This window comes from Subdoligranulum sp. DSM 23681 (genome assembly GCF_057005535.1).
In genome coordinates this window covers 1537759-1563444 of sequence record NZ_CM168050.1, presented here as the reverse complement: position 1 = coordinate 1563444, position 25686 = coordinate 1537759, and the positions used below count along the sequence as shown (strand labels likewise).

The 25686-nt window shown below is 62.2% G+C and carries 25 protein-coding genes; 8 read left to right on the top strand and 17 right to left on the bottom strand.

Annotation, left to right across the window (positions count from 1 at the left end):
- Positions 1–30: 30 nt before the first annotated feature.
- Positions 31–921: a helix-turn-helix domain-containing protein gene (locus tag AC127K_RS07240; RefSeq protein ID WP_483722146.1), complete on the bottom strand. Its 891-nt coding sequence runs from the start codon at positions 919–921 to the stop codon at positions 31–33.
- A gap of 660 nt (positions 922–1581) precedes the next feature.
- On the opposite strand from AC127K_RS07240, the gene AC127K_RS07235 reads away from it, so the two are divergent.
- Both AC127K_RS07235 and AC127K_RS07230 read left to right on the top strand, forming a co-directional pair.
- Entirely contained in the window at positions 1582–1932 is a 351-nt protein-coding gene (locus tag AC127K_RS07235) for a transposase (RefSeq protein ID WP_483720450.1), read from the top strand.
- Complete coding sequence (locus tag AC127K_RS07230; protein ID WP_483720451.1) at positions 1923–2771, top strand: IS3 family transposase; 849 nt, start codon at positions 1923–1925, stop codon at positions 2769–2771. The genes AC127K_RS07235 and AC127K_RS07230 overlap by 10 nt, the downstream gene beginning before the upstream one ends.
- Positions 2772–2855: 84 nt before the next feature.
- Here AC127K_RS07230 and AC127K_RS07225 read toward each other — a convergent pair whose 3' ends face one another.
- Entirely contained in the window at positions 2856–3503 is a 648-nt protein-coding gene (locus AC127K_RS07225; RefSeq protein WP_483722144.1) for an ECF transporter S component, read from the bottom strand.
- Between the two features lie 161 nt (positions 3504–3664).
- On the opposite strand from AC127K_RS07225, the gene AC127K_RS07220 reads away from it, so the two are divergent.
- The gene (locus AC127K_RS07220) at positions 3665–4921 is read left to right on the top strand and encodes a DNA polymerase Y family protein (protein WP_483722143.1); all 1257 of its coding nucleotides are present in this window, start codon (positions 3665–3667) and stop codon (positions 4919–4921) included.
- A 582-nt stretch (positions 4922–5503) separates the two neighbouring features.
- On the opposite strand, the gene AC127K_RS07215 is transcribed toward AC127K_RS07220, so the two are convergent.
- From AC127K_RS07215 to AC127K_RS07180, 8 genes are all read right to left on the bottom strand, one after another.
- Entirely contained in the window at positions 5504–6373 is an 870-nt protein-coding gene (locus AC127K_RS07215) for a DegV family protein (RefSeq protein ID WP_294542902.1), read from the bottom strand.
- A gap of 128 nt (positions 6374–6501) precedes the next feature.
- Complete coding sequence (locus tag AC127K_RS07210) at positions 6502–8079, bottom strand: xylulokinase (protein ID WP_483722142.1); 1578 nt, start codon at positions 8077–8079, stop codon at positions 6502–6504.
- A 148-nt stretch (positions 8080–8227) separates the two neighbouring features.
- Positions 8228–8713, bottom strand: a complete 486-nt coding sequence (locus AC127K_RS07205; RefSeq protein WP_294542900.1) for a YbaK/EbsC family protein — start codon at positions 8711–8713, stop codon at positions 8228–8230.
- A 23-nt stretch (positions 8714–8736) separates the two neighbouring features.
- Positions 8737–9231, bottom strand: coding sequence for a DUF5662 family protein (locus AC127K_RS07200; RefSeq protein ID WP_294542903.1), 495 nt, complete (start codon positions 9229–9231; stop codon positions 8737–8739).
- 88 nt (positions 9232–9319) lie between these two features.
- Positions 9320–10270 carry a DMT family transporter gene (locus AC127K_RS07195; protein WP_483722141.1) on the bottom strand — a complete coding sequence of 317 codons (951 nt, stop codon included), beginning with the start codon at positions 10268–10270 and terminating at the stop codon, positions 9320–9322.
- Positions 10271–10973: 703 nt separating this feature from the next.
- Positions 10974–11582 carry a hypothetical protein gene (locus AC127K_RS07190; protein WP_483722140.1) on the bottom strand — a complete coding sequence of 203 codons (609 nt, stop codon included), beginning with the start codon at positions 11580–11582 and terminating at the stop codon, positions 10974–10976.
- An 851-nt stretch (positions 11583–12433) separates the two neighbouring features.
- Positions 12434–13531: a mannonate dehydratase gene (gene uxuA, locus AC127K_RS07185; protein WP_483722139.1), complete on the bottom strand. Its 1098-nt coding sequence runs from the start codon at positions 13529–13531 to the stop codon at positions 12434–12436.
- A gap of 52 nt (positions 13532–13583) precedes the next feature.
- The gene (locus AC127K_RS07180; protein WP_483722138.1) at positions 13584–15197 is read right to left on the bottom strand and encodes a mannitol dehydrogenase family protein; all 1614 of its coding nucleotides are present in this window, start codon (positions 15195–15197) and stop codon (positions 13584–13586) included.
- A gap of 740 nt (positions 15198–15937) precedes the next feature.
- On the opposite strand from AC127K_RS07180, the gene AC127K_RS07175 reads away from it, so the two are divergent.
- Together AC127K_RS07175 and AC127K_RS07170 are read left to right on the top strand one after the other, a co-directional pair.
- Complete coding sequence (locus tag AC127K_RS07175; RefSeq protein WP_483722137.1) at positions 15938–16810, top strand: helix-turn-helix domain-containing protein; 873 nt, start codon at positions 15938–15940, stop codon at positions 16808–16810.
- 340 nt (positions 16811–17150) lie between these two features.
- Entirely contained in the window at positions 17151–17318 is a 168-nt protein-coding gene (locus tag AC127K_RS07170) for a DUF362 domain-containing protein (RefSeq protein ID WP_204648064.1), read from the top strand.
- A gap of 166 nt (positions 17319–17484) precedes the next feature.
- On the opposite strand, the gene AC127K_RS07165 is transcribed toward AC127K_RS07170, so the two are convergent.
- The 5 genes from AC127K_RS07165 to AC127K_RS07145 form a co-directional block, all read right to left on the bottom strand.
- On the bottom strand, positions 17485–18738 hold the full coding sequence (locus AC127K_RS07165) for a hypothetical protein (RefSeq protein WP_483722136.1): 1254 nt from the start codon (positions 18736–18738) through the stop codon (positions 17485–17487).
- Between the two features lie 78 nt (positions 18739–18816).
- Positions 18817–19248 carry a CD1247 N-terminal domain-containing protein gene (locus AC127K_RS07160; RefSeq protein ID WP_483722135.1) on the bottom strand — a complete coding sequence of 144 codons (432 nt, stop codon included), beginning with the start codon at positions 19246–19248 and terminating at the stop codon, positions 18817–18819.
- Positions 19249–19349: 101 nt separating this feature from the next.
- Positions 19350–19910 (bottom strand): elongation factor P, encoded by a 561-nt coding sequence (efp, locus tag AC127K_RS07155; RefSeq protein ID WP_483722134.1) that lies wholly within the window; start codon positions 19908–19910, stop codon positions 19350–19352.
- 240 nt (positions 19911–20150) lie between these two features.
- The gene (locus AC127K_RS07150) at positions 20151–21014 is read right to left on the bottom strand and encodes a TIM barrel protein (protein ID WP_483722133.1); all 864 of its coding nucleotides are present in this window, start codon (positions 21012–21014) and stop codon (positions 20151–20153) included.
- Positions 21007–21516: a YqeG family HAD IIIA-type phosphatase gene (locus AC127K_RS07145; RefSeq protein ID WP_483722132.1), complete on the bottom strand. Its 510-nt coding sequence runs from the start codon at positions 21514–21516 to the stop codon at positions 21007–21009. Before AC127K_RS07145 ends, AC127K_RS07150 begins: the two co-directional genes overlap by 8 nt.
- Before the next feature lie 49 nt (positions 21517–21565).
- On the opposite strand from AC127K_RS07145, the gene AC127K_RS07140 reads away from it, so the two are divergent.
- Complete coding sequence (locus AC127K_RS07140) at positions 21566–21823, top strand: hypothetical protein (protein ID WP_483722131.1); 258 nt, start codon at positions 21566–21568, stop codon at positions 21821–21823.
- Positions 21824–22254: 431 nt separating this feature from the next.
- Here AC127K_RS07140 and rpsU read toward each other — a convergent pair whose 3' ends face one another.
- Together rpsU and AC127K_RS07130 are read right to left on the bottom strand one after the other, a co-directional pair.
- Positions 22255–22431 (bottom strand): 30S ribosomal protein S21, encoded by a 177-nt coding sequence (rpsU, locus tag AC127K_RS07135; protein WP_087170910.1) that lies wholly within the window; start codon positions 22429–22431, stop codon positions 22255–22257.
- 136 nt (positions 22432–22567) lie between these two features.
- On the bottom strand, positions 22568–23317 hold the full coding sequence (locus tag AC127K_RS07130; RefSeq protein ID WP_483722130.1) for a heparan-alpha-glucosaminide N-acetyltransferase domain-containing protein: 750 nt from the start codon (positions 23315–23317) through the stop codon (positions 22568–22570).
- A gap of 166 nt (positions 23318–23483) precedes the next feature.
- Between AC127K_RS07130 and AC127K_RS07125 the strand changes: the two genes are divergently transcribed.
- Entirely contained in the window at positions 23484–24323 is an 840-nt protein-coding gene (locus AC127K_RS07125; protein ID WP_483722129.1) for a Cof-type HAD-IIB family hydrolase, read from the top strand.
- A gap of 110 nt (positions 24324–24433) precedes the next feature.
- A complete protein-coding gene (locus tag AC127K_RS07120) occupies positions 24434–25663 on the top strand; it encodes a 6-phosphofructokinase (protein WP_294542630.1) in 1230 nt (409 codons plus the stop codon).
- The last annotated feature ends 23 nt before the right edge of the window (positions 25664–25686 follow it).

Below are 25686 nucleotides of genomic sequence, written 5' to 3'. Positions count from 1 at the left end.
GAAAAGGCACAGACGCCCCAAAAGAAAGCACTATTTACCCAAACCGGCATACTGGCCGGGGGCGCAGCCGTAGGCCTGCCGGAATTTGCGGCTGAAATAGTTCACCGAATGGAAGCCGCAGGCGGCGCTGATCTGCTGGAGGGTGCCGGCGTTTTCCCCCAGCAGGCGGCGGGCGGCCTGCAGCCGGTACTGGATCAGGGCTTCCACCGGGGAACAGCCCAGATAGGCCTGAAAACAGCGGCCCGCCTCGCTGCGGCTGACGTTGGCCGCCCCGGCAATGTGGGCCAGGGTGACGGGCTGGTCGTAGTGCTCATAGATGTAGGTGAGCATCTTCTGGAGCCGGACCTGGCTTTTCAGCTGGATGCGGCTGGCCTGGGATTTGGGCAGGCTCTCAAAATGGCGGAAAAGATACTCAAACAGGCAGCTGATATTGCGCTGTACCGCCATTTCATAGCAAGGTTCCGGGTTCTGCATCCGCTGCCATGTGTCCCGGAGCAGTGTCAGGACCTGCCGGTGGGCAGGGTCCGATTGTCGGAAGACGATGCAGGGCAGGGCGTCGCACCCGGCGATGGGCCGGATGTAGCGCTGATAGATGGCACTGGGTTCGGGGGCCACCAGCGTCCCGGAAAAGACCAGGATGGGCACCGGGTCGGGGGCATCGCCGGACAGCTGCCGCACCCGGTGGAGCATGTTGCCGTTGACCAGGATGCTGTCCCCCGCTTCCAGGATCAGGCGCTGCTGCCCCACCTGGTATTCCAGGGTTTCCCGCACCGCCGTGGCGATCTCAAAGTCCGGGTGCCAGTGGAACGGCCCTTCTCTGCGGGGCAGGGCGGCCAGCTCGTCGTGGTAATAGGTGATGGGAAAGCCGGTGGTCTTGTGAGGGATTTGTTCCCGCAGCTGGTGGTCAAGCAGGATGGGCATACAGCATCGCTCCCGGAGTGGATTTTATATTGATTGTAACATGGGTTGGGGAGTTTGTGTACCTGGTGGGCGGGGTGACGGCAAGCAGGTGCTTGCGGGAGGGTTGTTCCTTTTTGGCGGACGGGAGTCTGCCGGGTTCCGGCAAGCGGGTGCTTGCGGGATAGTCCTTCCTTTTCGTGCCCGAAAAGGAAGCGAAAAGGGCCCGCCGTTCCGATGCGGCGGCCGCCGGCTGGGGCTGCGGCCCCAGACCCCAAGATGCGGCCACCTTACGACGGCCTATTCACCGGCCTGGGGGCCGGTGAACAAGGAATGGATTTAATACCATTTCCCGCAAGCTGCTGCTATTGGCAGGCTATGGGTTGGCCGCGGCTTTCCCGTACGGATTTTAAAAAATTTTCCTTGCTCAGGCCCCCCAGGGCCTGAGTAGGCCGTCGGTAGGTGGCCGCATTCCCCGGGTCCAGGGCCGCAGCCCTGGTCGGCGTCCACCGCATCGAAACGGTGGCGGTTTTTCGGTTCCTTTTTGACGCCAAAAAGGAACAACCACCCGGCAGACTGCCGTCTGCCAAGAAGCAAACAAAACCCCCGCCCCCGGAGAAAAATGAACTGCACCCCATTTGTTAGACAGTATGGTATACTGGATAACAAGTGGGGTGCTTTATTATGCCGAAAGGAATACCAAACAAACGCTACACACCGGAATTTAAGCAACTGGTAGTGGAGACAATGCGAGAAGAACATTTAAGTGTTCGGGAAGTAATGCGAAGGTTTAAAATCAATGATCATGGCATTATTGAACGCTGGGAACGAATCTATCTTGAAGAAGGGCCGGAAGGATTGGCGATAGAACGTCGAGGGCGCAAAAGAAGAAGCCGGCTTGCGAAGCTGTCTAAAACAGTTGAAGAAGACCTTATTGCCGAGAACCAGCGACTGCGCGCGGAGAACGAATACCTAAAAAATTTGCAAGCCTTGGTTTTGGAGGAAGAGCGACGCCGGCACAGAAAATGCAGGTAGTCCAAACACTAAGGCCGAAATATCCTTTGTCCCAGCTGCTCGAAATCGCTCAACTGCCTCGTGCCACTTTCTACTACCATCTGAAGCGGATGCAAAAGGAAGATAAATACGAAGAAGCAAAAGCGGAGATTTCCTCCATTTACCACGAAAACAAAGGGCGGTATGGATACCGGCGCATTACCGCAGCACTACACAAGAACGGTATACATTTGAACCACAAGACGGTGCAGCGACTCATGAAAGATCTGGGATTGGTTTGCCGTGTCAGACCCAAGAAGTATCGCTCTTACAAAGGAGAAGTGGGCAAGATCGCCCCTAATCTGCTGAACAGAGACTTCCATGCGGAAATGCCAAACCAGAAGTGGGTTACTGACGTGACAGAGTTCAGCCTGTTCGGCCAGAAGCTCTATCTTTCTCCAATCTTGGACCTGCACAATGGGTATTTGGTAAGCTACGCTATCTCTGACCGTCCGGTTTTAAGCATGGTAACGAAGATGCTTGCCAAAGCCTTTGAAACCATACCGGATGGAACCAGACTGATTCTTCACTCCGACCAGGGCTGGCAATACCAGCACAAGCAGTACCGGAGGATGCTTAAAGCAAAGGGCATCCGGCAAAGCATGAGCCGCAAGGGAAACTGTTTGGACAATGCAGTGGCGGAAAACTTCTTCGGTCTGCTCAAGAGCGAATTGCTCTATCTACAAAAGTTCCAGTCCATGCGGCACTTCAAACAAGAACTCATTGACTATCTGGATTACTACAATAACCGACGTATTAAGACAAAGCTAAAGGGCCTGCCGCCTGCAATTCACAGACAACAAGCCCTTTCGGTTGCTTGAACAGTTTTTATTTGAAAATATTGTCTAACTTTTGGGGGTCATTTCAAAAACCCCCGGGAGCGGGGCAATCTTTTTGTGATGGAATTATTTGAACACCCGGCGCAGCGCCACCGTGACGGCGGTGGAGATCACACCGCTGGTGACGGCCTCAATCAGGCCCTGCACCCCCACCATGACCACCGCCACGGCCAGCGGGGCGGGAATGCCGGAAGCGGCCAGCATTTCCTGGACCTTCTGGTTGTTCAGCATATTCTGGATGGTATCCAGCTGGTAAAAGAATCCCAACAGGCAGCTCATGAAAAACAGGGTGTTGAGCAGCGGCGCGCTGAGCGCCCCCACCACGCAGGCGGCCTTATCGTGGGTCTTGAACAGCTTGGTGGCCCCCAGGTACAGCAGGCCGCAGCACAGGCCGCAGGCCACCCGGGCCCCCACGCAGGTGACAAAGCAGAGGGCCGGGTTGTACTGGAACGCCAGGGCCGTCAGGCCGCCGGTGCCGTTCACCGCATTCATGAAGCTGGTCAGGCCGAAGACCAGGCCCAGCCAGGCGCCCCCCGCCGGACCCACCAGCATGGCGCCGATGGCCACCGGCACCGTGAGCAGGCTCATGGTCAGGGGGCCCACCCGCAGGTAGCCCAGGGGCGTGTAGGCCATGACCAGCACCACCGCCGTGAGCAGCGCCAGCTGGGTCAGGGTACGAGTGGTGGAACTCATACGATTCATGGGATTTTTCATATTCAATTTTCCTCCTGCTGCCGTCCTTTCTGCAAGGTACAGCGCATATTTGCGGCCTTTGCCGCACACACAGTATACGCTCCCTTGTCCCCGATTGCAAGGCCCTTTTGGCCGTGCTATACTGAAAAAAACGCGCGATGCGCCAAAAGGAGGGCCGCAGAATGGAAAAAACCTGGTTTCATGTGGATGTGAATTCGGCATTTTTGTCCTGGTCGGCCCTGAAGGCTTTGCGGGAAGGGGGTACGCTGGACCTGCGCACCGTGCCCTCCGCCGTGGGCGGGGACGAGGAAAAGCGCCACGGGGTGGTGCTGGCCAAGAGCACCCCGGCCAAAAAATACGGCATCCGCACGGGGGAATCCCTCTTTTCCGCACGGCGCAAATGCCCGGAACTCATCGTTGTGCCGCCGGATTTCGACTTCTATGTGCAGAACTCCAAGGCCCTCATCGCCATCCTGAACCAGTATTCCCCGGTGGTGGAACAGTACAGCATCGACGAGGCTTTTGTGGAGATGACCGGCACCGAACGGCTCTTCGGGCTGCCCATCGAGACCGCCCACCAGCTGCGGCGGCGGATCAAGCAGGAGCTGGGGTTCACGGTGAACATCGGGGTGGCGCCCAACCGTCTTCTGGCCAAGATGGCCTCCGACTTTGAGAAGCCGGACAAGGTCCACCGCCTGGAACCGGAGGACGTGCCCCGCAAGCTGTGGCCTCTGCCGGTGGGGGCGCTGTTTGGGGTGGGGCCCAGCGCCGCGCGGCGGATGGGGGAGCTGGGCATCACCACCATCGGGGAGCTGGCCAACACCGACCGGGAGGTCCTGGTGGGGGTGTTCGGCGCCCGGGGAGACACCTTCTGGAACTACGCCAACGGGCGGGAGAGCGACCCGGTGACCAAGCAGCATTCCAAGGACAACTCCTACGGCAGCAGCGTGACCCTGCCCGCCGACCTGCACTCCCCCGCCGAGGCGGACACCACCCTGCTGGCCTTGTGCGAATCGGTGGGCCAGCGGCTGCGGCTGGACGGGCGGTGCGCCCGGGTGGTGACGGTGCAGGTGGTGGACAACGCCTTCCGCCGGAAAAGCCACCAGGTCACCCTGGACGGGCCTACCGACTCCACCGATGTACTCTACCGCACCGCCAAGGAACTGCTGCGCCAGATGTGGCCCGCCCGCCCCGTGCGGCTGGTGGGAGTGACGGCGGAGCGCACCGGCACCCAGGGATTCGAGCAGCTGGACATGTTCAGCAACCCGGTGAAGAGCGAAAAGAAGGAGAAGCTGGACCGCACCGCCGACGCCCTGCGGGCCAAGTTCGGGGACGGGGCGGTGATGCGGGCCAAGCTGCTGCATCCCGACGACAAGACCGCCCGCCCCGGGGCTTTGGGGGCTGCCAAGGCGAGGGATAAACAGAAGGAGAAAAAGTAGTATTGGCAGGCGGCTGCTTGCCGAGGGACGGCATCTTTCCGGATGCTCCTTCCTTTTCGTGCCCGAAAAGGAAGCGAAAAGGGCCCGCCGTTCCGATGCGGCGGCCGCCGGCTGGGGCTGCGGCCCCAGACCCCAAGATGCGGCCACCTTACGACGGCCTATTCACCGGCCTGGGGGCCGGTGAACAAGGAAATGATTAAAAACCATTTCCCGTTGACGGGTGCTGACAGGAAGCATTCGGTAAGGTTGTACCTGGCCCGGTTGTGCTCTCCCGCTTTACCAGCGGCCTTCTGGTTATGCCATTAAAATCCATTCCTTGCTCAGGCCCCCCAGGGCCTGAGTAGGCCGTCGTCAGGTGGCCGCACTCCCCGGGTCCAGGGCCGCAGCCCTGGTCGGCGTCCACCGCCTCGAAACGGTGGCGGTTTTTCGGTTCCTTTTTGACGCCAAAAAGGAACAACTCTCCGGCAAGCACCCGCTTGCCCAAAAAGGAACCACACTCCCACAAACAAAAAAACGCCCCGGACAGGGAGAAACACTCCCCCCGTCCGGGGCCTTATTGTTGTATCAACTGTCAGACAGCCATCACCGTTTGCTGCCCACCCAGAACAGCGCCACAGTGCCGGGGCCGCTGTGGGCACCGATGACCGGGCCGATGTCGCCGATGTGCAGGTCCTTCACGCCCAGGGCCCGCAGCTTGTCCGCCACATAGTCGCAGTCGGCGCGGCAGTCGCCGTGGCTCAGGAACACAGTGCCCCCGGTCACATCCAGGGCGGTGGCCTGGTAGTGCTTGACCAGGGCGTCCAGACTGGCGCGGCGGCCGCGGACCTTCTCCATGGGGATCAGGTGGCCTTCGTCGTCCACATGCAGCACCGGCTTGATGCCCAGCAGGGTGCCCGCCACGGCGGCCGCACCGCTGCACCGTCCGCCCCGCTTGAGGAACATCAGGTCATCCACCGTGAACCAGGCGCACACCGAAGGCGCCAGCTTGCGGGCATAGTCGGCGGCCTGGTCCAGCGTGGCCCCGCCCTGGGCGTACATCCCCACCAGGTAGGTGAACAGACCTTCACCCATGCTGGCCTGGAGGGAATCCACCGTGAGGACCCGCCGGCCGGGGAACTTTTCCATCAGTTCCTGGGCGGCCAGGTTGGAGGCCTGGTAGGTGCCGGACAGCCCGCTGGAAAACGCCAGGTACAGAATATCGGTGCCCTGTTCCAGCACCGGGGTGAAGGCGTCCTCAAAGTCGGCCAGGGTCACCTGGCTGGTGGTGGACATGCTGCCGCTGCGCAATTTGCTGTAGAAATCGGCCAGCGGCATCTCCCGGCCGTCGGGATAGTTGCGGTAGGTGGCGCCGTCCAGGGTAAAGGTCATGGGCAGCACCTGCAGTCCGGCCTTCTCGATCAGTGCCGGAGTGAGGTCGCCGGTAGAGTCGGTAAAAATGAGATACTCTGCCATGGTAATACGCTCCTTATCAATATGATCCGGCCACACCGGGGGCAAGCCCCGCCAGACCGGCCGTTTTTCCACTGATTACTATACCACACATCCGGCCGCTTTGAAAAGGTCCCGGCAACATCCCGGCCTTACTCCACGTCCAGGGCGGCCCGCTCGGCGGCCAGGGCCTGCCGGTACCGGCCCAGGAAGGACGCAAATCCCTTTTCGTCCGCCGGGTCGGGGGTCAGGGTGCGGGACCGGGCCCCGGCAAACACCCGGGTGCCCAGGTAGTCGGCCAGGGTCTGGCCCGGAGCCCGGTGCAAAGCGTAGGCAGCCAGCAGGGCCATGCCGTAAGGACCGCCCTCCCCCGCCGTGCGCATGACGGTGACCGGCGCCCCCGCCGCTGCGGCCAGATACCGCTGGGCCACGCCGGGGGTCTTGAACAGGCCGCCGTGGCCGGTGAGGCTGTCCACCCCCACCTGTTCCCGGCGCAGGATGTCCAGCCCGATGGCCAGGGTGGCCATGGCGGAGTAGATCTGCCCCCGCATGAAGTTGGCCAGATCCAGCCGGCTGTCCGGACGGCGGAGCAGCAGCGGGCATCCGGCGTCGAAGTGGGTGACGCCCTCGCCGGAATAGTAGTTCACCGGCACGATGCCCCCCGCGTCTGCCGCCCCCTGCAGGGAGCGCTCAAACAGGGCGGTGAAGAGGGCCCCCTTGTCCACCTCCGCCCCGCACAGGGCGGCGGCTTCGGCCAGCAGGTCCACCCAGGCGTTGATATCGCTGGTGCAGTTGTTGCAGTGGACCATGGCCACCGGCGCCCCGTCGGGGGTGGTGACCAGATCGATCTCGGGGTAGACCCGGCCCAGGGGGTGTTCCAGCACCACCATGGCAAAGATGCTGGTACCGGCGCTGACGTTGCCGGTGCGGGGCGCCACGCTGTTGGTGGCGGCCATGCCGGTGCCCGCATCCCCTTCCGGCGGGCAGAGGGGCACACCGGGCTGCAGGGTGCCGGTGGGGTCCAGCAGGGCCGCCCCCGCCGGGGTCAGCACACCGGCTTCCGCCCCCGCCGGGAGTACGGCGGGCAGCAGGGCGGCCAGGTCCACGGGGTATTCCTGCTCCGCCGCCAGCGTGTTGAACTGTTCCAGCATGGCCCGGTCATACTGTCCGGTGCGGCTGTCGATGGGGAACATGCCCGAGGCATCCCCCACCCCCAGCACCTTGCGCCCGGTGAGCCGCCAGTGCACATACCCGGCCAGGGTGGTGAAGAAGCGCAGCCGGGGCAGATGGGCTTCCCGGTCCAGCATGGCCTGGTACAGATGGGCCACGCTCCACCGCTGGGGGATGTTGAACCCGAAAGTGGCGGTGAGGGCGTCGGCGGCGCGGCCGGTGTTGGTGTTGCGCCAGGTGCGGAAGGGGACCAGCAGCTCTCCGGCCTCATCAAAGGCCAGATACCCGTGCATCATGGCCGAAATACCGATGCAGCCCACGGTGGTGAGCGCGGTACCGTACCGGGTGCGGACGTCGGCGGCCAGCGCGGCATAGGCAGCCTGCAGGCCGGCCCAGATGGCCGGGTCGTCGTAGGTCCACAGGCCGTTTTCCAGCTTGTTCTCCCAGGTGAAATCCCCCTGGGCCAGGGGGGCATGGTCCGGCCCCACCAGCACCGCCTTGATGCGGGTGGAGCCGAATTCGATGCCCAGGGTGCATTGTGCGGGGCTGAATGGCTGCATGACAGGTTCCTCCTTGTATCATGGTCAAGTATCTGGTATCAGCGTACCACACATCCCGCCGCTGCGCCAGTGGCTGCCGCAAAAAAAGGCCCGCCGGACCGGGCGGGCAAAAAACGGGGACGGTGCTTCCCGTCCCCGGCGCTGTATCTCAGGTTTCTTCCGGGCGCCAGCCCTTGCCGATGTCCACCCATCCGGCGAACTCCTGCACCGACCGTTCCAGTTCCGGAATGGTCAGCCGCACGGCGCTGTGGTTGGTGCCGGCGGCGGGATAGACCACCTCGAACCGGCGCAGGCTTTCGTCCAGGTAGACGGGCACCCCGGCCACATGGTCGAAGGGACAGACCCCGCCCATGGGATGGCCCACCAGCCCGGGCAGCTGGTCGGGGGCGATCATCACCGCCTTGGTGCCGAATCTGGCCTTGTACAGGCTGTTGTTCACCCGGGCATCCCCGGCCATGACCACCAGGATGGCGCCCTCCTTTGTGAGGAAGGCCATGGTCTTGGCGATGCGGGCTTCCTCACAGCCCAGGTCGGCGGCGGCCTGGGCCACCGTGCCGCTGCATTCCGACAGGTTCATGGCCCGGTCGGCCAGACCGAACTGTTCCAGGTATTTCTGTACGCTCTCAAATGACATACGCTGCGTTCTCCCCTCTTGGTTTATTTTGCCTTGCCCAGCAGCCTGGTGCGCACATAGGCGAAGCAGGCGTCCTCCCCCTCATCCCGCAGGATGGAAAGGGCGGTCTCCAGCTGGGCACGGCTGTCCGGGTGCATGACATAGTGGTCCTTGCTGCGGGCGTAGTACTCCCAGGCGGAGGCGTCGGTGTACTTCTCCCCCATATAGTTGCGGCTGGCGGCAATGCGGTCGCAGACCATCTCGGCCACATACCGCTCGGGCATCCGCATCCCCGCCAGGGCGTAAGGTCCGGTGGGGGAATAGTCGATCCAGTATTCCAGGTGGTGCTTGTTCCGGCCCTTGTGATGCAGCCATGCGGCGCTGTAGCCTTCCGCCTTGCGCTGGGCGTTGTTGGGGCTGCAGTTGCCCTGCCAGTATTTGGCGCCGGCCAGGAACTCCACCGGGGACAGCTTGCTCAGGTCATGGAGCAGGCCCTGGCGGTAGAGGCCGCACCGGAAGCAGTAGTGCATGACCAGCATCTTGTGATGGTGGATGGTTTTATAGTGCTTGATGGGGTGCCACACGGGCCGCCGCCTCCTTTGGTGGTGATGGGTTGTGCCACCGGTTTCAGGACCGGGGTGCCGGTTGGGCGGCGGTCTGGTCAGCGGGTTTGCGGCCCGGGAGCTGGGCCCCCACGATGGCCGCAAACATCAGGCAGCAGCCGGCGGTCTCCACGGGGGTGAGGGTCTGGCGGAGCACCACCCAGCCGGCCAGGGCGCTGAAGACGCTTTCCAGACACATGGCCAGACTGGCGATGGTGGGGTCCAGGTCCTTCTGGCCGATGATCTGCAGGGTGTAGCCCACGCCGCTGGACAGGATGCCGCAGTACAGGATGGACACCGCCGCCCCGGCCAGCTGGGCGGGGTCGGGGGATTCAAAGATGAACATGAAGATGGTGGACAGCACCGAGGTGGTGAGGAATTCCGCAAAGCTCAGCTGCACGCCGTCCAGCTGGGGGCCGAAATGTCCCACCAGCATGATCTGGATGCTGAACAACAGGGCGCAGAGAAGCAGCTGCCATTCGCCGCCGGTGAGGGAGAGGGTATCCCGCCCGGCCATGCACAGCAGGTACAGTCCGGCCACACTCACCGCCACGCAGACCCACAGCTTGGCGCCGGGGCGGCGGCCTGCGAACAGGCCCAGCACCGGGACCAGCACCACATACAGGGCGGTGAGGAAACCGGCCTTGGCGGTGCTGGTGGTGCCGATGCCCATCTGCTGGGCGGCGGAGGCCGCAAAGAGGGCGGTGCCGCAGAACACCCCGCCCCAGAAGAGGGTCCTGGGCTTGATCCAGAAGGGCAGGCGGGAACCCTGGCGGCGGCGGATACCGTGGCGCACGAACATCAGCCCCAGCAGGAAGGCGCAGGCCAGCCAGCTGCGGGCCGCCAGAAAGGTGTAGGCGCCCACATAGCCGCTGCCGACGCTCTGGGCCACAAAGGCGACGCCCCAGATCAGGGCGCCCAGCACCAGCAGCAGCGTGTTGCGCAGCTGGGTACGGTCGAAGGTGGGATGATGCATGGTGTTCCTCCTGTTTTGGGCAGGCCGGACCTGCCGGGGTGGTTGTTTTTTGGCAGACGGGAGTCTGCCGGATAGTCCTTCCTTTTCGTGCCCGAAAAGGAAGCGAAAAGGGCCCGCCGTTCCGATGCGGCGGCCGCCGGCTGGGGCTGCGGCCCCAGACCCCGAGATGCGGCCACCTGACGACGGCCTATTCACCGGCCTGGGGGCCGGTGAACAAGGAATGGATTTAATACCATTGCCCGGTAACAAACGCTGACCGGAGGCATCCGGCAAGGGTGTACCCAGCCCAGTTGAGCTCGGCCGCTTTATAAACAGCCTTCCAGCCACGCCATTTCAAATCATTTTCCTTGCTCAGGCCCCCCAGGGCCTGAGTAGGCCGTCGTCAGGTGGCCGCATTCCCCGGGTCCAGGGCCGCAGCCCTGGTCGGCGTCCACCGCCTCGAAACGGTGGCGGTTTTTCCGTCGCTTTTTGGCGGCAAAAAGCGACAACTCTCCGGTAAGCACCCGCTTGCCGATAAAACAACAACACTACGGTGGCACTTTTTCGCTTCCTTTTCGGGCACGAAAAGGCAGGATCAAACGGCAAGCAACCGCCTGCCAAAAAGGAACAACTATCCCGCAGACTGCCGTTATCCCGGCAGCCCGCCGTCCCATCCGGGACGGCAAAAAAGAAGCCGGCCCGGGGGCCGGCCACTTTGCTGTGATCAGGATTCGTCGTTTTCGACAGTGGTCATTTCCTCGCTGCCCACGCCGGTGACGGTCATGCCGCCGGTGATGTAGTAGCTGCTGGAATCATAGCTGATATACACCTTGTACATCTTGCCGGGGGTCAGGCCGGAGATGGTGGCGGTGGAGCAGTCGCCGCCGGTGGCAAAATACACAGTGGTGCCCTGCACATAGCTGGTCTGGGTGCGGTCGTCGGACAGTTCCCAGATGGCGGCCTTGAACTCGTTGATGGTGGCGGAGTCGGTGGTGGCGTAGCCGGTGATGGTGATACTGTCGCCGCCGGCCACAAAGTAGTCGGTGCTGCGGTTGGTAATGCCGTTGAAGGCGATGTACAGCGTGTCGCCGTGGACTTCATTCACAAAGCGGCCGGTGGTCTCCATCCCTTCGGGGAAGGTGATGCTGCCGCCCGCTTCCGCCTTCTTCTCGGGGGCTTCGTCCTCATCACCGGCGTTCTCATCCCGGAAGCCCAGGATGGTGGCGGTTTTCAGGATCACACTGGACAGCATCTCTTTGGGGCTGCAGGCGGACAGAGTCAGGGCCATGACCCCGGCCAGCGCCAGGGCGCCCAGACGTTTTTTCAGGCTCATATCAGTACCCTCCAGGGGAAAATCAGATGGTGCGCGGTGGGCAGGATACACCCCCGCAGTTTGAAAATCTCAGTTTATTATACCCGATTTTCCCCGCCGGTACAAGGGGGCGGGGGGAAATTCACATGTAAACAATGGGGGCTTTTTGCGGCTGACGGCAGACGGCCGTCTGCTGAGGTAACGGCTGGCAGCCGTTGACTCTTTCCTTTTCGTGCCCGAAAAGGAAACGAAAAGGGCCCGCCGTTCCAATGCGGTTTTCTGACAGACGGCTGGCTGCGGGAGTGTCCTTCCTTTTGTGACCAAAAGGAAGCGAAAAGTCCCACCGTTCCGATGCGGTGGACGCCGGCTGGGGCTGCGGCCCCAGACCCCAAGATGCGGCCACCTGACGACGGCCTATTCACCGGCCTGGGGGCCGGTGAACAAGGAATGGATTTAATACCATTGCCCGGGAACAAATGCTGGCCGGAAACCTTTCGCAAAGTTGCACCCAACCCTGTCAGACTCTTCCGTTTTGCCAGCGGCCTGCTGGCCACGCTATTTCAAATCTTTTTCCTTGCTCAGGCCCCCCAGGGCCTGAGTAGGCCGTCGTCAGGTGGCCGCATTCCCCGGGTCCAGGGCCGCAGCCCTGGTCGGCGTCCACCGCCTCGAAACGGTGGCGGTTTTTCGGTTCCTTTTTGACGCCAAAAAGGAACAACACCACGGCAAGCAGCCGTTCCCCCGGCAGGCTCCCGCCTGCCAAAAGGAACACCCCAACGGCAAGATGCCGTTCTCCCCCAAAAACAAGCAGCCAAACAAAAAAAGCCCGCACCGGGCAGATGCGGGCCAAAAACAAAGGCAAAAACAGCCTTGTTTTACTTCTTCTTTTCCTCGTCCAGACGGTCGAGCAGGTCCCAGACGCCCAGCATATACTGGATGCCCAGGGCACGGTCGTACTTGCCGTAGCCGGGGCGGCAGTTGCCGGGGCCTTCCTCCCACAGCTGACGGCCGTGGTCGGGACGGATATACCCTTCAAAGCCGCAGTCATGGTAGGCGCGCAGGATCTCGATGATGCCGGTCTCGCCGCAGCAGTCGCGGTGAGCAGCCTCGGAGAAGTCGCCGTTGGGGAAGTGGTGGATGTTGCGGATGTGGGCGAAAGCGATGCGGTCGCAATGCTTGCGCACGATGTCGGCAACGTTGTTGTTGGGGTTGGCATTCAGGCTGCCGGAGCACAGCGTCAGGCAGTTGTACGGATCGTCCACCATGGTCAGGAAGCGCTGGATGCTCTCCTCGTCCACCATCAGGCGGGGCAGGCCGAAGATATCCCATGGGGGATCGTCCATGTGAATGGCCATCTTGATGTCGCATTCACGGCAGGTGGGCATGATGGCTTCCAGGAAGTACTTCAGGTTCTCCCACAGCTTCTCCTTGGTGACGGGAGCGTAGGCCTTGAACAGCTCGTCCAGCTTGGCCATGCGCTCCGGCTCCCAGCCGGGGAAGGTCATGTTGTACTTCTCGGTGAAGTTCAGGATGTACTCGGCCATGGCCTTGTAGTCGTCCTGGATCATGTCCTTCTGGTAGAACAGGGCGGTGGAGCCGTCGCCCACCGGGTGGAACAGGTCGGTGCGGGTCCAGTCGAAGATGGGCATGAAGTTGTAGCAGATGACCTTCACGCCGAACTGGGACAGGTTGCGGATGCACTGCTTGTAGTTCTCGATGAGCTGGTCACGGGTGGGCAGGCCGATCTTGATGTCGTCGTGCACGTTGACAGACTCCACCACGTCGGCGTTGAAGCCGGCGGCTTCGATCTGGTCCACGACCTTCTTGATCTCGTCCACTTCCCAGATCTCACCGGGCATCTTGTCATGCAGGGCCCAGACGATGGTGGAAACGCCGGGGATCTGTTTGATGTCGCCCAGGGTGATGGGGTCGTTGCCCTCACCGTACCAGCGCCATCCCATTTGCATAGGCATAGGTTGTCCTCCTTTATATTGGGTTCAAATCACACTCCAAAGGAGCGTTGGATTACTGCAGGGCTTCGTGCAGGGTCTTGCGCACGGCGCCGGGGCCGGCCAGTTCCGCCACGAAGAACTTCTCGATCTTGTCGGCCAGGACGGTCTGGGTCAGATCGGTGCCGAAGATGGAAGCGTTGCTCAGGATCTCCTTCAGCTGACCGTTGTAGGTCTCGGGCTTGCCCACCTCGATGCCGGCGAGCTTGGCCTGCAGGTCGTCCTTCAGGGGGTCGGCGGAGACTTCGAAAGCCTTGCCTTCGTCGTCCACGGCCAGCAGGTAACGCAGCCAGCCGGCCAGAGCCAGAGGAATGGAGACCAGGGTGTTCAGGTCGCGGCCTTCGGCGATATAGCTCTTGATGGTCTCACCGAAGCGGATGCCCACCTTCTGGGAGGTATCGGTGGCGATACGCTGGGGAGCGTCGGGCATGAAGGGGTTGGGCAGGCGCTGCTCCACCACCTCGTCGATGAAGGCCTTGGGGTCCAGGATACCGGGGTTGACCACCACAGGCAGACCTTCCTGATAGCCCAGGCGCTTGATGAGGGCGACGATGTCGGCGTCCTTCATCTCATCGCAGATCAGGGTGTAGCCCAGCATGCAGCCGTAGACGCTCATGGCGGTGTGCAGGGGGTTCAGGCAGGTGGTGACCTTCATCCGCTCGGTCTTGTTGACGGTGTCGCGGTCGGTCATATAGACGCCGGCCTTTTCCAGAGCGGGACGGCCGTTGGGGAACTTGTCCTCGATGACCAGGTACTGGGGACGCTCGGCGTTGACGAAGGCGGCGATGAAGGTGTTCTTGGAGGTGACGATGGGGGTCATGCCCTCGATGCCGTCGGCGGCCAGGGCTTCCTCCACGATCTTGTGGGGGCGGGGGGTGATCTTGTCGATCATGGACCAGGGGAAGGTGATCTTGTTTTCATCGGTCAGGTAGTCGATGAAGTCCTGGCCCACATAGCCCTTTTCGGCCCAGGCCTTGGCAACGGTCATGACGCTGGACTGCAGCTTTTCGCCGTTGTGAGAGCAGTTGTCCATGCTGACCACGGCCAGAGGATACTTGCCGGCGTTGAAACGCTCGAACAGCAGGGCGGCCACCATGCTCATGGCATGGCGGGCATGGTCGGGGCCTTCGTCCATGTCGGCCTGGACAACGGGCATCAGGCTGCCGTCGGGACGGTACAGGGCGTAGCCCTTCTCGGTGATGGTGAAGGAGATCATCTGCAGGCCGGGATCGGTGAAGATCTCCTTGAAGCGGGCCATCATCTCGGCGTCGGCGGAGTTGGCGCGCAGACCCTCGGCCACGGAGCCGATGATCTCACGGCTGGTGGTGCCGTCCGGGTTCAGGGTGACGTTCATGGTCAGGCAGTCGTAAGGGGTGTAGATCTTGTCGATGATGTCGTAGTCGAAGGTATCGGCTGCGATGATGCCCTTGTCGGACAGGCCTTCGTTCAGCAGGCGCTGCTGCAGGGCGGCGACAAAGCCGCGGAAGATGTTGCCGGCGCCGAAATGGACCCAGATGGGATGGGCCTTGGTGGCGGCGGCGACGGCTTCGTGGTCAAAAGCGGGCAGTTTGACGCCCAGGGCTTCCCATTCGGCCTTCTGGTTTTTGATGGATGCAGCGTTCATTTGCATGATGATACACACTCCTTAACAGTTGCTCAAAGGGGCGGCGGGCGAAGCTTTCCGTCCGCCTTTCTGTCCCCTAGTATACGCTGTTCTTTTTACAAGTTAAATTGACGGGATTGCTTGAAAGATTGCGAAAATTGCGGTACAATCAAAGGGTAACCCAAGTTGTGCCGAATGATTCCAAAAGATGGATTTTTGAGGGTTCAGCGAGGAGTTTTTTGGCTGCCGGGACGTCGGCTGCTTGCCGAGAAGCCTTTCCTCTTTTGGCAGACGGCTGCCAGCCGTTTGGTTGTCGCTTTTTGCCGCCAAAAAGCGACGGAAAAACCGCCACCGTTTCGAGGCGGTGGACGCCGACCAGGGCTGCGGCCCTGGACCCGGGGAGTGCGGCCACCTGACGACGGCCTATTCACCGGCCTGGGGGCCGGTGAACAAGGAATGGATTTAAAAACCATTTCCCGCAAGCCGCTGCTAATGGCAGACTATGGGTTGCCAGCTGCTTTCCCGTACGGATTTTAAAAAATTTTCCTTGCTCAGGCCCCCCAGGGCCTGAGTAGGCCGTCGTAAGGTGGCCGCATCTTGGGGTCTGGGGCCGCAGCCCCAGCCGGCGGCCGCCGCATCGGAACGGCGGGCCCTTTTCGCTTCCTTTTCGGGCACGAAAAGGAAGGACTCCCCCGTAGGCTCCCGCCTGCCAAAAAGGAACAACCCAACGGCCGGCAGCCATCTGCCGATCACAAGGAGGTCCCCCCATGTCTGCAACATTCCAGCCTTACACCCGCCGTCAGACCATGATCGCATCGGATTTTGAGGTGTACCGCTACCGCAGCACCTACATGAACGAGGTGGCGCTGCACCATCATGATTTTTACGAGATCTATCTGTTGCTGCGGGGGCAGGTAAACTACATTGTGGAGAATCATCTGTACAAGATGCGTCCCGGGGACATCATGCTGGTCAGCCCGCTGGAACTGCACCAGGCCCGGATCTCCACCGACGCCGAACCCTACGAGCGCATCGTGCTGTGGGTGGCGCGGCCCTATCTGGAACGGCTTTCCAGCCCGCGCACCAGCCTGACCCGGTGCTTTGACACCACCGTGCCCGGGCACACCAACCTGCTGCGGCTGCCCGGAGCGGCCAGCGCCGCCATGCGCCAGAAACTGGAAACCCTGGGGGAACTCCACGCCCGGGACGGCTACGGGGATGACCTGCTGGCCACCGGATGTCTGGTATCCCTGCTGGTGGAACTGAACCGGGCCGCCGCCGACCGCCGGGGCCAGAACAACGCCGACTGCTCCACCGACCGGGTGGTGGACGCGGTGCTGGCCTACATCAACGAGCACTACAACGAACCCCTGACCCTGGATATGCTGGCGGAAAAATTCTTCATCAGCAAATACCACCTGCTGCGCAAGTTCGACGCCCAGGTGGGCACCACCGTCCACCGGTATATTCTGCAGAAACGCCTGCTCATCGCCAAGCAGCTGCTGGCGGGAGGCGTGGCCCCCAACGAGGCCTGCGGCTACTGCGGTTTCGGGGATTACGCCAACTTCTACCGGGCTTTCCGGGCCGAATACGGCACCACGCCCCGGCAATATATCCAAAGTATCCGCACCCAGAACTGATTTTTTGGGCAAACCTTCTCAGTAAAAGTATAGCATACCCCCGCCCCGCCGCACAAGCGCCGCCCCCGGCCCCCAAAATGTTTTTATGAGGGTTTTTGGGCCAGATTTTGGCATCGCCGTGAAAAAAGTTGCGCTGGGGCAACTCTTTTTTTGTACAGAATGTCCGGGAATTGTGCATAAAATTGCTAAGTTAGGCTTGCATAACCCGCAGGGCCGGTGCTACAATAGGGAAAACGCGGAGGGCCGTACCTGTATGGTGTTTCCGCGTGTCGGCGAACCGTCCCACCGTGCAAAGCGGCCGCCGTGCAATACACTATGCACGGAGATAAGGAGTATCACCATGGCTCATACCGTTTCCAGCGAATGCGTTGCTTGCGGCGCCTGCGTTGACACCTGCCCCGTCGGTGCTATCAGCATGGCCGACAAGGCTGTTGTCGATGCCGCTACTTGCATCGATTGCGGCGCTTGCGAAGGCGTCTGCCCGACCGGTGCCATCCAGCCGGAATAATCTTCCGACCGCACATGGTTAAAAAAGCTCCGTCGTGGACCTTCACGGCGGAGCTTTTTTGTTTGCGGTCCGGTCCCAACGGAAAAGTTTTCCACAAATTGTGATTTTCCGGTGCAAAACAGCCCCTCTCCCCCGGCTTTTTGGGGAAAGGGGCTGTTTTTCCGTTTCAGTAAATCGGTCCCTGGGCGAAGAATTCCAGCGTATACACCACACCCAGCGCCGCCCAGACCACCAGGGCCGCGGCCCGGGTGCCGGTCTTTTTCAGCAGAACCGCCGGCAGCACCGGCAGCAGGAAGCAGGCGGAGAAGTACCGGGGCAGGCTGATGGCCCAGGTAGCCCCCGCCGTCAGGGCGAAGTAGGCCAGAGCGTATCCCAGGTAGTGGGGCGGCAGCCGTCGGGCGGCCAGGGCCAGGGCACCCAGCACCAGAAAGATCATGACCAGGGCGGTGCCGCAGACAAAGACGGCGGCGGTGCGGTCGCTGTCCCACCAGCGGGCCAGGTAGTGCAGGTGGTAGCGCACCGTGTGGGTGAACAGGCCCAGGCCCTGGTCCCAGTGTTCTTTCTGGTAGACGGCATACTGGGTGAAGCTGCCGTACACCGCCTTGTTCAGCAGAAAATAGAGTCCCAGCCCCGCCGGGGGGCCGGCCAGGGCCAGCACCGCCCCGGGGCCGGGGGCGCGCATCCGGCAGACCGCCCGCCCCACCAGCCAGAGGAGGACCAGCCCGCAGAGCAGGGCCCCGGGGGCCCGGGTCAGGGCGGCCAGCAGCCCCGCCAGACCGCACAGGGCCCAGTGCTGCCGTTCCAGCAGCAGGACGCAGGCGGTGGAGAGGAGGAGGAAGAGGCTTTCGGTCATGGGGGCGAAGAAGAAGAGGCTTCCCGGCCCCACCGCCGTGAAGGCCAGGGCCCACAGGGCCCGACGATGGCCGAACCGTCCCGCCAGCACCAGATACAGGTTGGCCCCCGCCGCCGCGAACAGCGGCAGCTGCACCAGCAGGGCCAGCGCTCCCCAGTCCAGCCAGCCCAGCGGGTTGAGCAGCCGCAGCAGGGCGGGAAAGAGGGGGAAAAAGACGATCATCAGGTATTGTTCGGGGAAGTCCTCCCCTGCCCCGTAGCCGTATTGGGCCAGGTCGATGTAATGGCGGGCGTCGGTGTTGCCGAAATACTGGGCCTGGAGAGCGGCCAGGGGGTCCAGGTCGGGGTACCGCACCAGGGCGGCGGTCCAGAAAACCGCCTGCCACACCAGGGCGATGAGCAGGCAGACGGCGGCGGCATGGCGCCATTTCCAGCGGGGCGGGGTGTCCCCGGGCGGCAGCGGGCGCAGGGCGGCGGGGTGCAGGGTGCCTGCCACGCACACCCCGGCACACCACAGGAAGAGAAGGGCGGCCAGGACGGGCAGGATCAGTTGGGCGGTCTGCAGCATGGTGTTCCCCCTTTGGGATGCAAAAAGCGCCCCGGTGCGCCTGCAGAAGGCGGGGCCGGGGCGCTGCAAGAGTGGGAATTATTCGTCAGAGATGGGGATGTTGCCGGAGCCGTCCTCCTCGTCGGGGGCCAGCTCGATGTCAAAGGCTGCGCCGCAGTTGGGGCAGACCAGTTCCTGGTTGAGCAGGGTGTCCTCGTCCACGGTGGTGACGGCGCCGCAGTTGGGGCAGGTGACCTCGTATTCGGCCTCGTCCTCCTGGGCGTCCTCTTTGTCCTCGTCGTCGGTGTCAAAGAGGGCGTCGGTCAGGTCGTCCAGGTCCTCGTCGATGGCATCCAGCTCATCGAAGGCCTGGTCCAGCGCCTGGTCGTGCTCGGTGACGGTGGCCGCCATCTCTTCCAGCAGGTCCATCATGGCGGCAATGATCTTGCCGTTCTTGCTGTTGGGGTCAAATTCCATGCCGGTCATCAGGCCGCGGATGTAGGCGGCCTTGGCATTCAGGTCCATAGCCATGGGGGGGTACCTCCTTTGTTTTGCAAACAGATCGCGCACCCTTTGCGGGGTGCAAAAAGCCGGGGCGCGGCAGACCCGCGGCCCGGCTCAGGCACAAAAAATCAGTTGACGCGCTCCATATACTCGCCGGTGCGGGTATCGATGCGGATCTTGTCGCCTTCGTTGATGAACAGGGGCACGCGGATCTCGGCGCCGGTCTCAACCTTGGCGGGCTTCAGGGTGTTGGTGGCGGTGTTGCCCTTGAAGCCGGGTTCGGTCTCGGTGATCTCCAGCTCGATGAAGTTGGGGATTTCCACGCTGAAAACCTTGCCCTTGTAGGACAGCAGCTTGCAGACTTCGTTCTCCTTGCAGAACTTGAAGTTCTCCGGCACGTCGTCGGCGCTGACCGGGATATCATCGTAGGTCTCGTTATCCATGAAGTGATACAGGCCGCCGTCTTCGTAGCTGTAGGTCACTTCCTTGCGCTCGATGAAGGCCTGGGGGAACTTGGCGGTGGGGTTGTAGCTGGTTTCGACCACGGAACCGGTGATGACGTTCTTGGTCTTGGTGCGCACGAACGCAGCGCCCTTGCCGGGCTTGACATGCTGGAACTCCACGACCTGGAGAACCTGGCCGTCCTGTTCAAAGGTGACGCCGTTACGGAATTCGCCTGCAGAGATCATAAATGGATTCCTCCGATTACAGAATTAAAGTTGATGCAAATAAAACATACCTGTTGATATTTTACCCGAAAACTTGGCGTATTGCAAGTGTTTTGGGGCACAGATGCGGAGAAATTGGGGATTTGAAGGGATGTTTTTTTAGGGGAAACAGCATCTTTCCGGGAAGCCTTTCCTTTTCGGGCACGAAAAGGAAGGACTAAACGGCAACCTGCCGTTCCCCCGGCAGACTGCCGTCTGCCCTTACGCCTCCTCAAACGCCTTTCGCAAAGTCGCTGCATCCTCCGCCTGTGTACCGGCGGATTCACAGATGATGGTGGGGTGCAGGCCCCGCTGTTTCAGCAGCTTCATCAGGGGTTGGTGGGGAGGGCCGTACTGGGTGTCCGCGAAGGTCAGGTGCATCTTCTCCCCGCCGTCGGTGTAGGCGATGCGGGAAAAATGGGCGTGAAAGTTTTTCGCCCGCTCATCCCCCAGGGCTTCCTCCAGCCGGTCCAGCAGGGCGGCGTAGCCCTTGCCTTCCGGGTCGGCCAGGTCCTGGCCCCGGCTGCGGGCGTACAGATGCCCGAAGTCGATGCAGGGAGTGATGCGCTTGTCCACGGCGCACAGGGCCAGCACCTCGTCCAGGGTGCCCAGCTGGCCTACCTTGCCCATGGTCTCGGGGCAGAGGATGCAGTCGCCGTAGCCTGCCTCGTCCACCGCCTTCTGGGCCCGGGTCAGGGTGTCCAGGGCCTTTTCCAGGGCGGCTTCCCGGCTCTGCTTGCCGCAGCTGCCGGTGTGGAAGATCACCCGGCGCCCGCCCATAGCCTTGACGGCGGCACAGCTCTGGAGGATGTAATCCACGCTGTGCAGGCGTTTTTCCTCCTCCAGACTGCTCATGCTGATGTAGTAGGGAGCGTGCACCGAAAGCACAATGCCCTGTTCCGCGCAGGCGGCGCCCAGTTCGGCGGCGCGGTCGGCGCTGATGCGCACGCCCCGGCCGCACTGGTACTCAAAGGCGGTGAGGCCGAAGGAGGCGGTGAACCGGGCGATGTCCGCCGGGGTCTTGCCGCCGGAGGCCTTGAAGCTGTCCGACAGGCCCGCCGTGCCGAAACGGGGAGACTCATTCATGGGTCACACCGCCTTTCGCATAGTATTTGCGCACAAAGGGGGCTTCCAGCTTGCGCTTGAGGCGCACCACCTTGTTTTTGTCGTGGGGGGTGCGGGGCAGCACATACAGGCACTGGATGCCGTACAGCCCCGCCGCCATCCGGTCGGTGAAGATCTGGTCCCCCACCATGGCCATGGCGCTGCGGGGCACCCCCAGCCGGTGCCGGGCCACGAACAGCCCCACCGGCAGGGGCTTGCAGGCCAGGGGCACAAAGGCCAGACCCACCCGCCCCGCAAAGGGACGCACCCGCTTGGCGGTGTTGTTGGAAACAATGGTCAGGGAGATGCCGGCGGCGCGCATGGTGTCCAGCCAGGTCTGGACAGATGCGTCCAGCTGCTGGCTGCCGTCGCCGGTGAGGGTGTTGTCCACATCCAGCACCAGCGCCCGGATGCCGCGGCTGCGCAGAAATTCCGGGGTGATGGATTCCACATGACGGAAGATGATTTCGGGTGTGAGCAGCATGGTGGGACTCCTTGGTTATATCGGTTGTGAACCGATGAAAAGTCGATGATTGCCGGGTGAGCGGCTGGCAACCGTGGGGTTGCCGTTTTTTGGCAAGTGGGTACTTGCGGGAGAGTTGTTTCTTTTTGGCAAGCGGGTGCTTGCCAGAGAGTTGTCGCTTTTTGCCGCCAAAAAGCGACGGAAAAACCGCCACCGTTTCGATGCGGTGGACGCCGACCAGGGCTGCGGCCCTGGACCCGGGGAGTGCGGCCACCTGACGACGGCCTATTCACCGGCCTGGGGGCCGGTGAACAAGGAATGGTTTTAAAACCATTTCCCGCAGGATGCTGCTAATGGCAGGCTATGGGTTGCCAGCCACTTTCCCGTACGGATTTTAAAAATTTTTCCTTGCTCAGGCCCCCCAGGGCCTGAGTAGGCCGTCGTCAGGTGGCCGCATCTTGGGGTCTGGGGCCGCAGCCCCAGCCGGCGGCCGCCGCATCGGAACGGCGGGCCCTTTTCGCTTCCTTTTCGGGCACGAAAAGGAAGGCCCACCCGGCAGACTGCCGCCTGCCAAAAAACAAGAAACAAGAGAAAGCCAACAGCCCCTCCGCCGCTGCGCGGCACCTCCCCTTACACAGGGGAGACTTTCCGGGCGGTACGCCAAAACAAAAAGCAGACCCACCGCAGCGGGTCTGCTTTGCCGTTCCTTTTGTAAACACGGGTTCATCAAACGCGGCCCAACGCCGCCTTTGCCGAGATTTACTTATACTTGCGCTTGCGGGCGGCTTCGGACTTCTTCTTGCGGCGCACAGAAGGCTTCTCATACGCCTCGCGCTTGCGCACTTCGGCCAGGACACCGCTGCGAGCAGTGCTGCGCTTGAAACGGCGCAGGGCGCTCTCCAGGGATTCGCCCTCCTTGACACGGATCTCCGACATCTTTATCCCTCCCTTGGTCTTTAGACAGGAGTTTGCCGGTCAAAAATTTCTAATCAACCAGTAAACAAAAGTATACTATATGGAAAGGCCGCCTGTCAACCACGTTTTCGCCGCTTCGGCGAAATTTGCACAAAGTTTACAAATTAAATAAAATCCACAGCCCGCCGTACAGCACCGGCTGGTGCAGCATGTAGACAAGCAGGCTGTGCCGCCCCGCAAAGCACAGGGGACGCAGCACCGCCGGGGCCCTGCCTTTGGGCAGGGGCAGCTGCATGCGCCCCACAAAATACCCGCACAGGAACAAAAACAGCCAGGGCAGCAGGGGGAAATAATCGGCGGAGGAAAATCTTGTCAGGTCCGGCAGGCCCAGCCAGAACAGATTGGCCCGGTAAAGGGATGCCGGCAGCGGGCACAGGTGCCAGCCCTCGAACCCCAGATACCCCGAAGGCAGCTGGTTGGTGAGGCAAAACACCGCCGCCGACCCCAGCAGCCCCGGCAGGGGCGGCACTTTTTCCAGCAGCGGCCGGACGGCGCAGCAGAGCAGAATGGCACACCCCACCAGATGCAGCACCCCGAACCAGATGGCCTCCGCGGGCAGAAAGACCACCGTCACGGCGGTGAGCACCAGCGCACACCCGGCCACAAGAAGCCCGTTTTTCACCGGGCGGCGGGAAAGGTTGAAACTGTACCCCGCCAGCAGAAGAAAACTCCAGCAGATGTACTGCTGCCACACATGGCAGCCGGGGGAGAAGATATCGTACCAGGAGGACTTCTGCCCGAAGACATACACCCAGTCATACATGCCGTGGTACACCACCATGTTCACCATGGCCAGCCCCCGCAGCCCGTCCAGGGGCCACAGCCGGACGGCGGACGGTTTTTTCACCCCGCACCCCTCCTTTGTCTGTGGCAACAGTGTAACACAGCAAGGCCAAAAAACGCAAGGGGACCGGTTGCAAACTGACGAATTTTGCGGTACAATCTTTGTGGAAATTGACAAAGAATACCACCCGCGCCTTCCGGGGCGCGGACACCCGCAAGGAGGCAGCATCATGCAGGACATCCGCCTGATCGCGCTGGATTTGGACGGCACGGTCTTTGACGACCAGAAACACATCAGCCCCCGCACCCTGGCAGCCATCCGCGCCGCCCTGGACGCAGGCATCGACGTGATCCCCGCCACCGGGCGGTCGGTGACCGGCGTGCCCAAAGAATTCCTGCATATGCCGGGGGTGCGCTACGCCCTGACTTCCAACGGGGCCAGCGTGGTGGAACTGGCCACCGGCAAGGCCATTGTGACCCTGCCCTTTGAGACCGACATGGCCCTGCAGCTGCTGGAAGTGGTGCAGAAGTTCCCTTCCTCCCTGAGCCTGTTCGTGAACGGGGAATGCTACACCGACCCCGCCAGCGCCGCCCGGGTGGAAGCCTGCTGCCCGCCGGAACTGCTGTCCTATGTGCGGGACAGCCGGGTGGTGGTGGAGGACCTGGCCGGTCTCATCCGCAGCCGCCCCGGCGAGGTGGAAAAGTTCAGCATCATGTATGAGAACACCCAGGTCCGGGACGCCGCCCGGGAGGCCGTGCTGGCCGTATGCCCCGATGTGGACGCCACCAGCAGCGTGAAGGACAACCTGGAACTGAACGCCCCCGGTGTGAACAAGGGCCGGGGCCTCATGGCCCTGGCCGAGACCCTGGGCCTGCGCAAAGACCAGGTGATGGCCTGCGGGGACAGCGGCAACGACCTGGAAATGATCCGGATGGCCGGACTGGGCGTGGCCATGGCCAACGCTTTTCCCGAAGTGAAGGCCGCGGCCGACGTCATCACCCTGGACAACAACCACGACGGGGTGGCCGCCGCCATCGAGACCTATGCCCTGGGGCATCCGGTGGTGTAAAAGGCTTGCCTTTTCGGGATTTGTCGCATACAATGTAAAATAGAAATCTATGTGCAAATCTATGTGCAAGTTTTTACGCACAAAATCAACCCAAAGAAGGTGAAAGACTTATGGCGTATAATCTTCTCGTCGGGCAGTCGGGCGGACCGACCGCCGTCATCAACTCCAGTCTGGCCGGCGTGTTTGAGAGCGCCCGCGCGTTCGGCGCGCCCCATGTGTACGGCATGCAGTATGGCATTGAAGGTCTTCTGGAAGGCCGCATCGTGGACCTGAACGACCAGCTGGGCGATAAAATGGCCATCGAACTGCTCAAACGCACCCCGTCCAGTTTCCTGGGCAGCTGCCGCCACAAGCTTCCGGATTTTGCCGTGAACGACAAGCCCTACAAGACCCTCTTCGAGCTGTTCAAACAGTATTCCATCGGGGCGGTGCTGTACATCGGCGGCAACGATTCCATGGACACCATCGCCAAGCTGGCGGCCTACGGCGCCGCCGTCAACAGCGAGATCCGGTTCATCGGGGTGCCCAAGACCATCGACAACGACCTGATGGGCACCGACCACACCCCGGGCTACGGCAGCGCGGCCAAGTACATTGCCACCATCCTGAAGGAGGTCATCTGCGATTCCGGCGTCTACGACCTGCGCAGCGTGACGGTGGCCGAGATCATGGGCCGCCACACCGGCTGGCTGGCCGGGGCCGCCTCTCTGGCGGCGGGCAGCGACAGCGCCGGACCGGACATCATCCTGCTGCCCGAGCGCACCTTTGACGAGGAAGTGTTCCTGAAGCGGGTGGCCGCCCTGACCGCCGACAAGAAAAATGTCATCATCGCCGCCAGCGAGGGCGTGAAGAACAAGGACGGGGTCTTCCTGTGCGACCTGGTGAGCACCGCCGGTCAGCTGGATGCCTTCGGCCACAAGGCCATTCTGTCCGGCACCAGCCGGTATCTGGCCGACCTGATCCGGGTGCGGCTGGGCTGCAAGACCCGGGCCATCGAGTTCTCCACCCTGCAGCGGTGTGCCTCCCATCTGGCCAGCCGCACCGACATCACCGAGGCCTACCAGGTGGGCGGCGCCGCGGTGGAGGCCGCCTTTGCGGGCCAGACCGGCAAGATGTGCGGCATCGTGCGGCTGTCCGACACGCCCTACCGCACCGAGACCACCACGGTGGACGTGGCCGCCGTGGCCAACCAGGAAAAGTGCGTGCCCGCCGACTGGATCACCCCCGACGGCATGCATGTGAACGAAAAATTTGAGACCTATGCCCGCCCGCTGATCCAGGCGGAGCTGACGCCCATCTATATCAACGGCGTGCCCCAGCACATTCACCTGCAGGGCTGATTGGTCTTTTCCACGGACGTCTG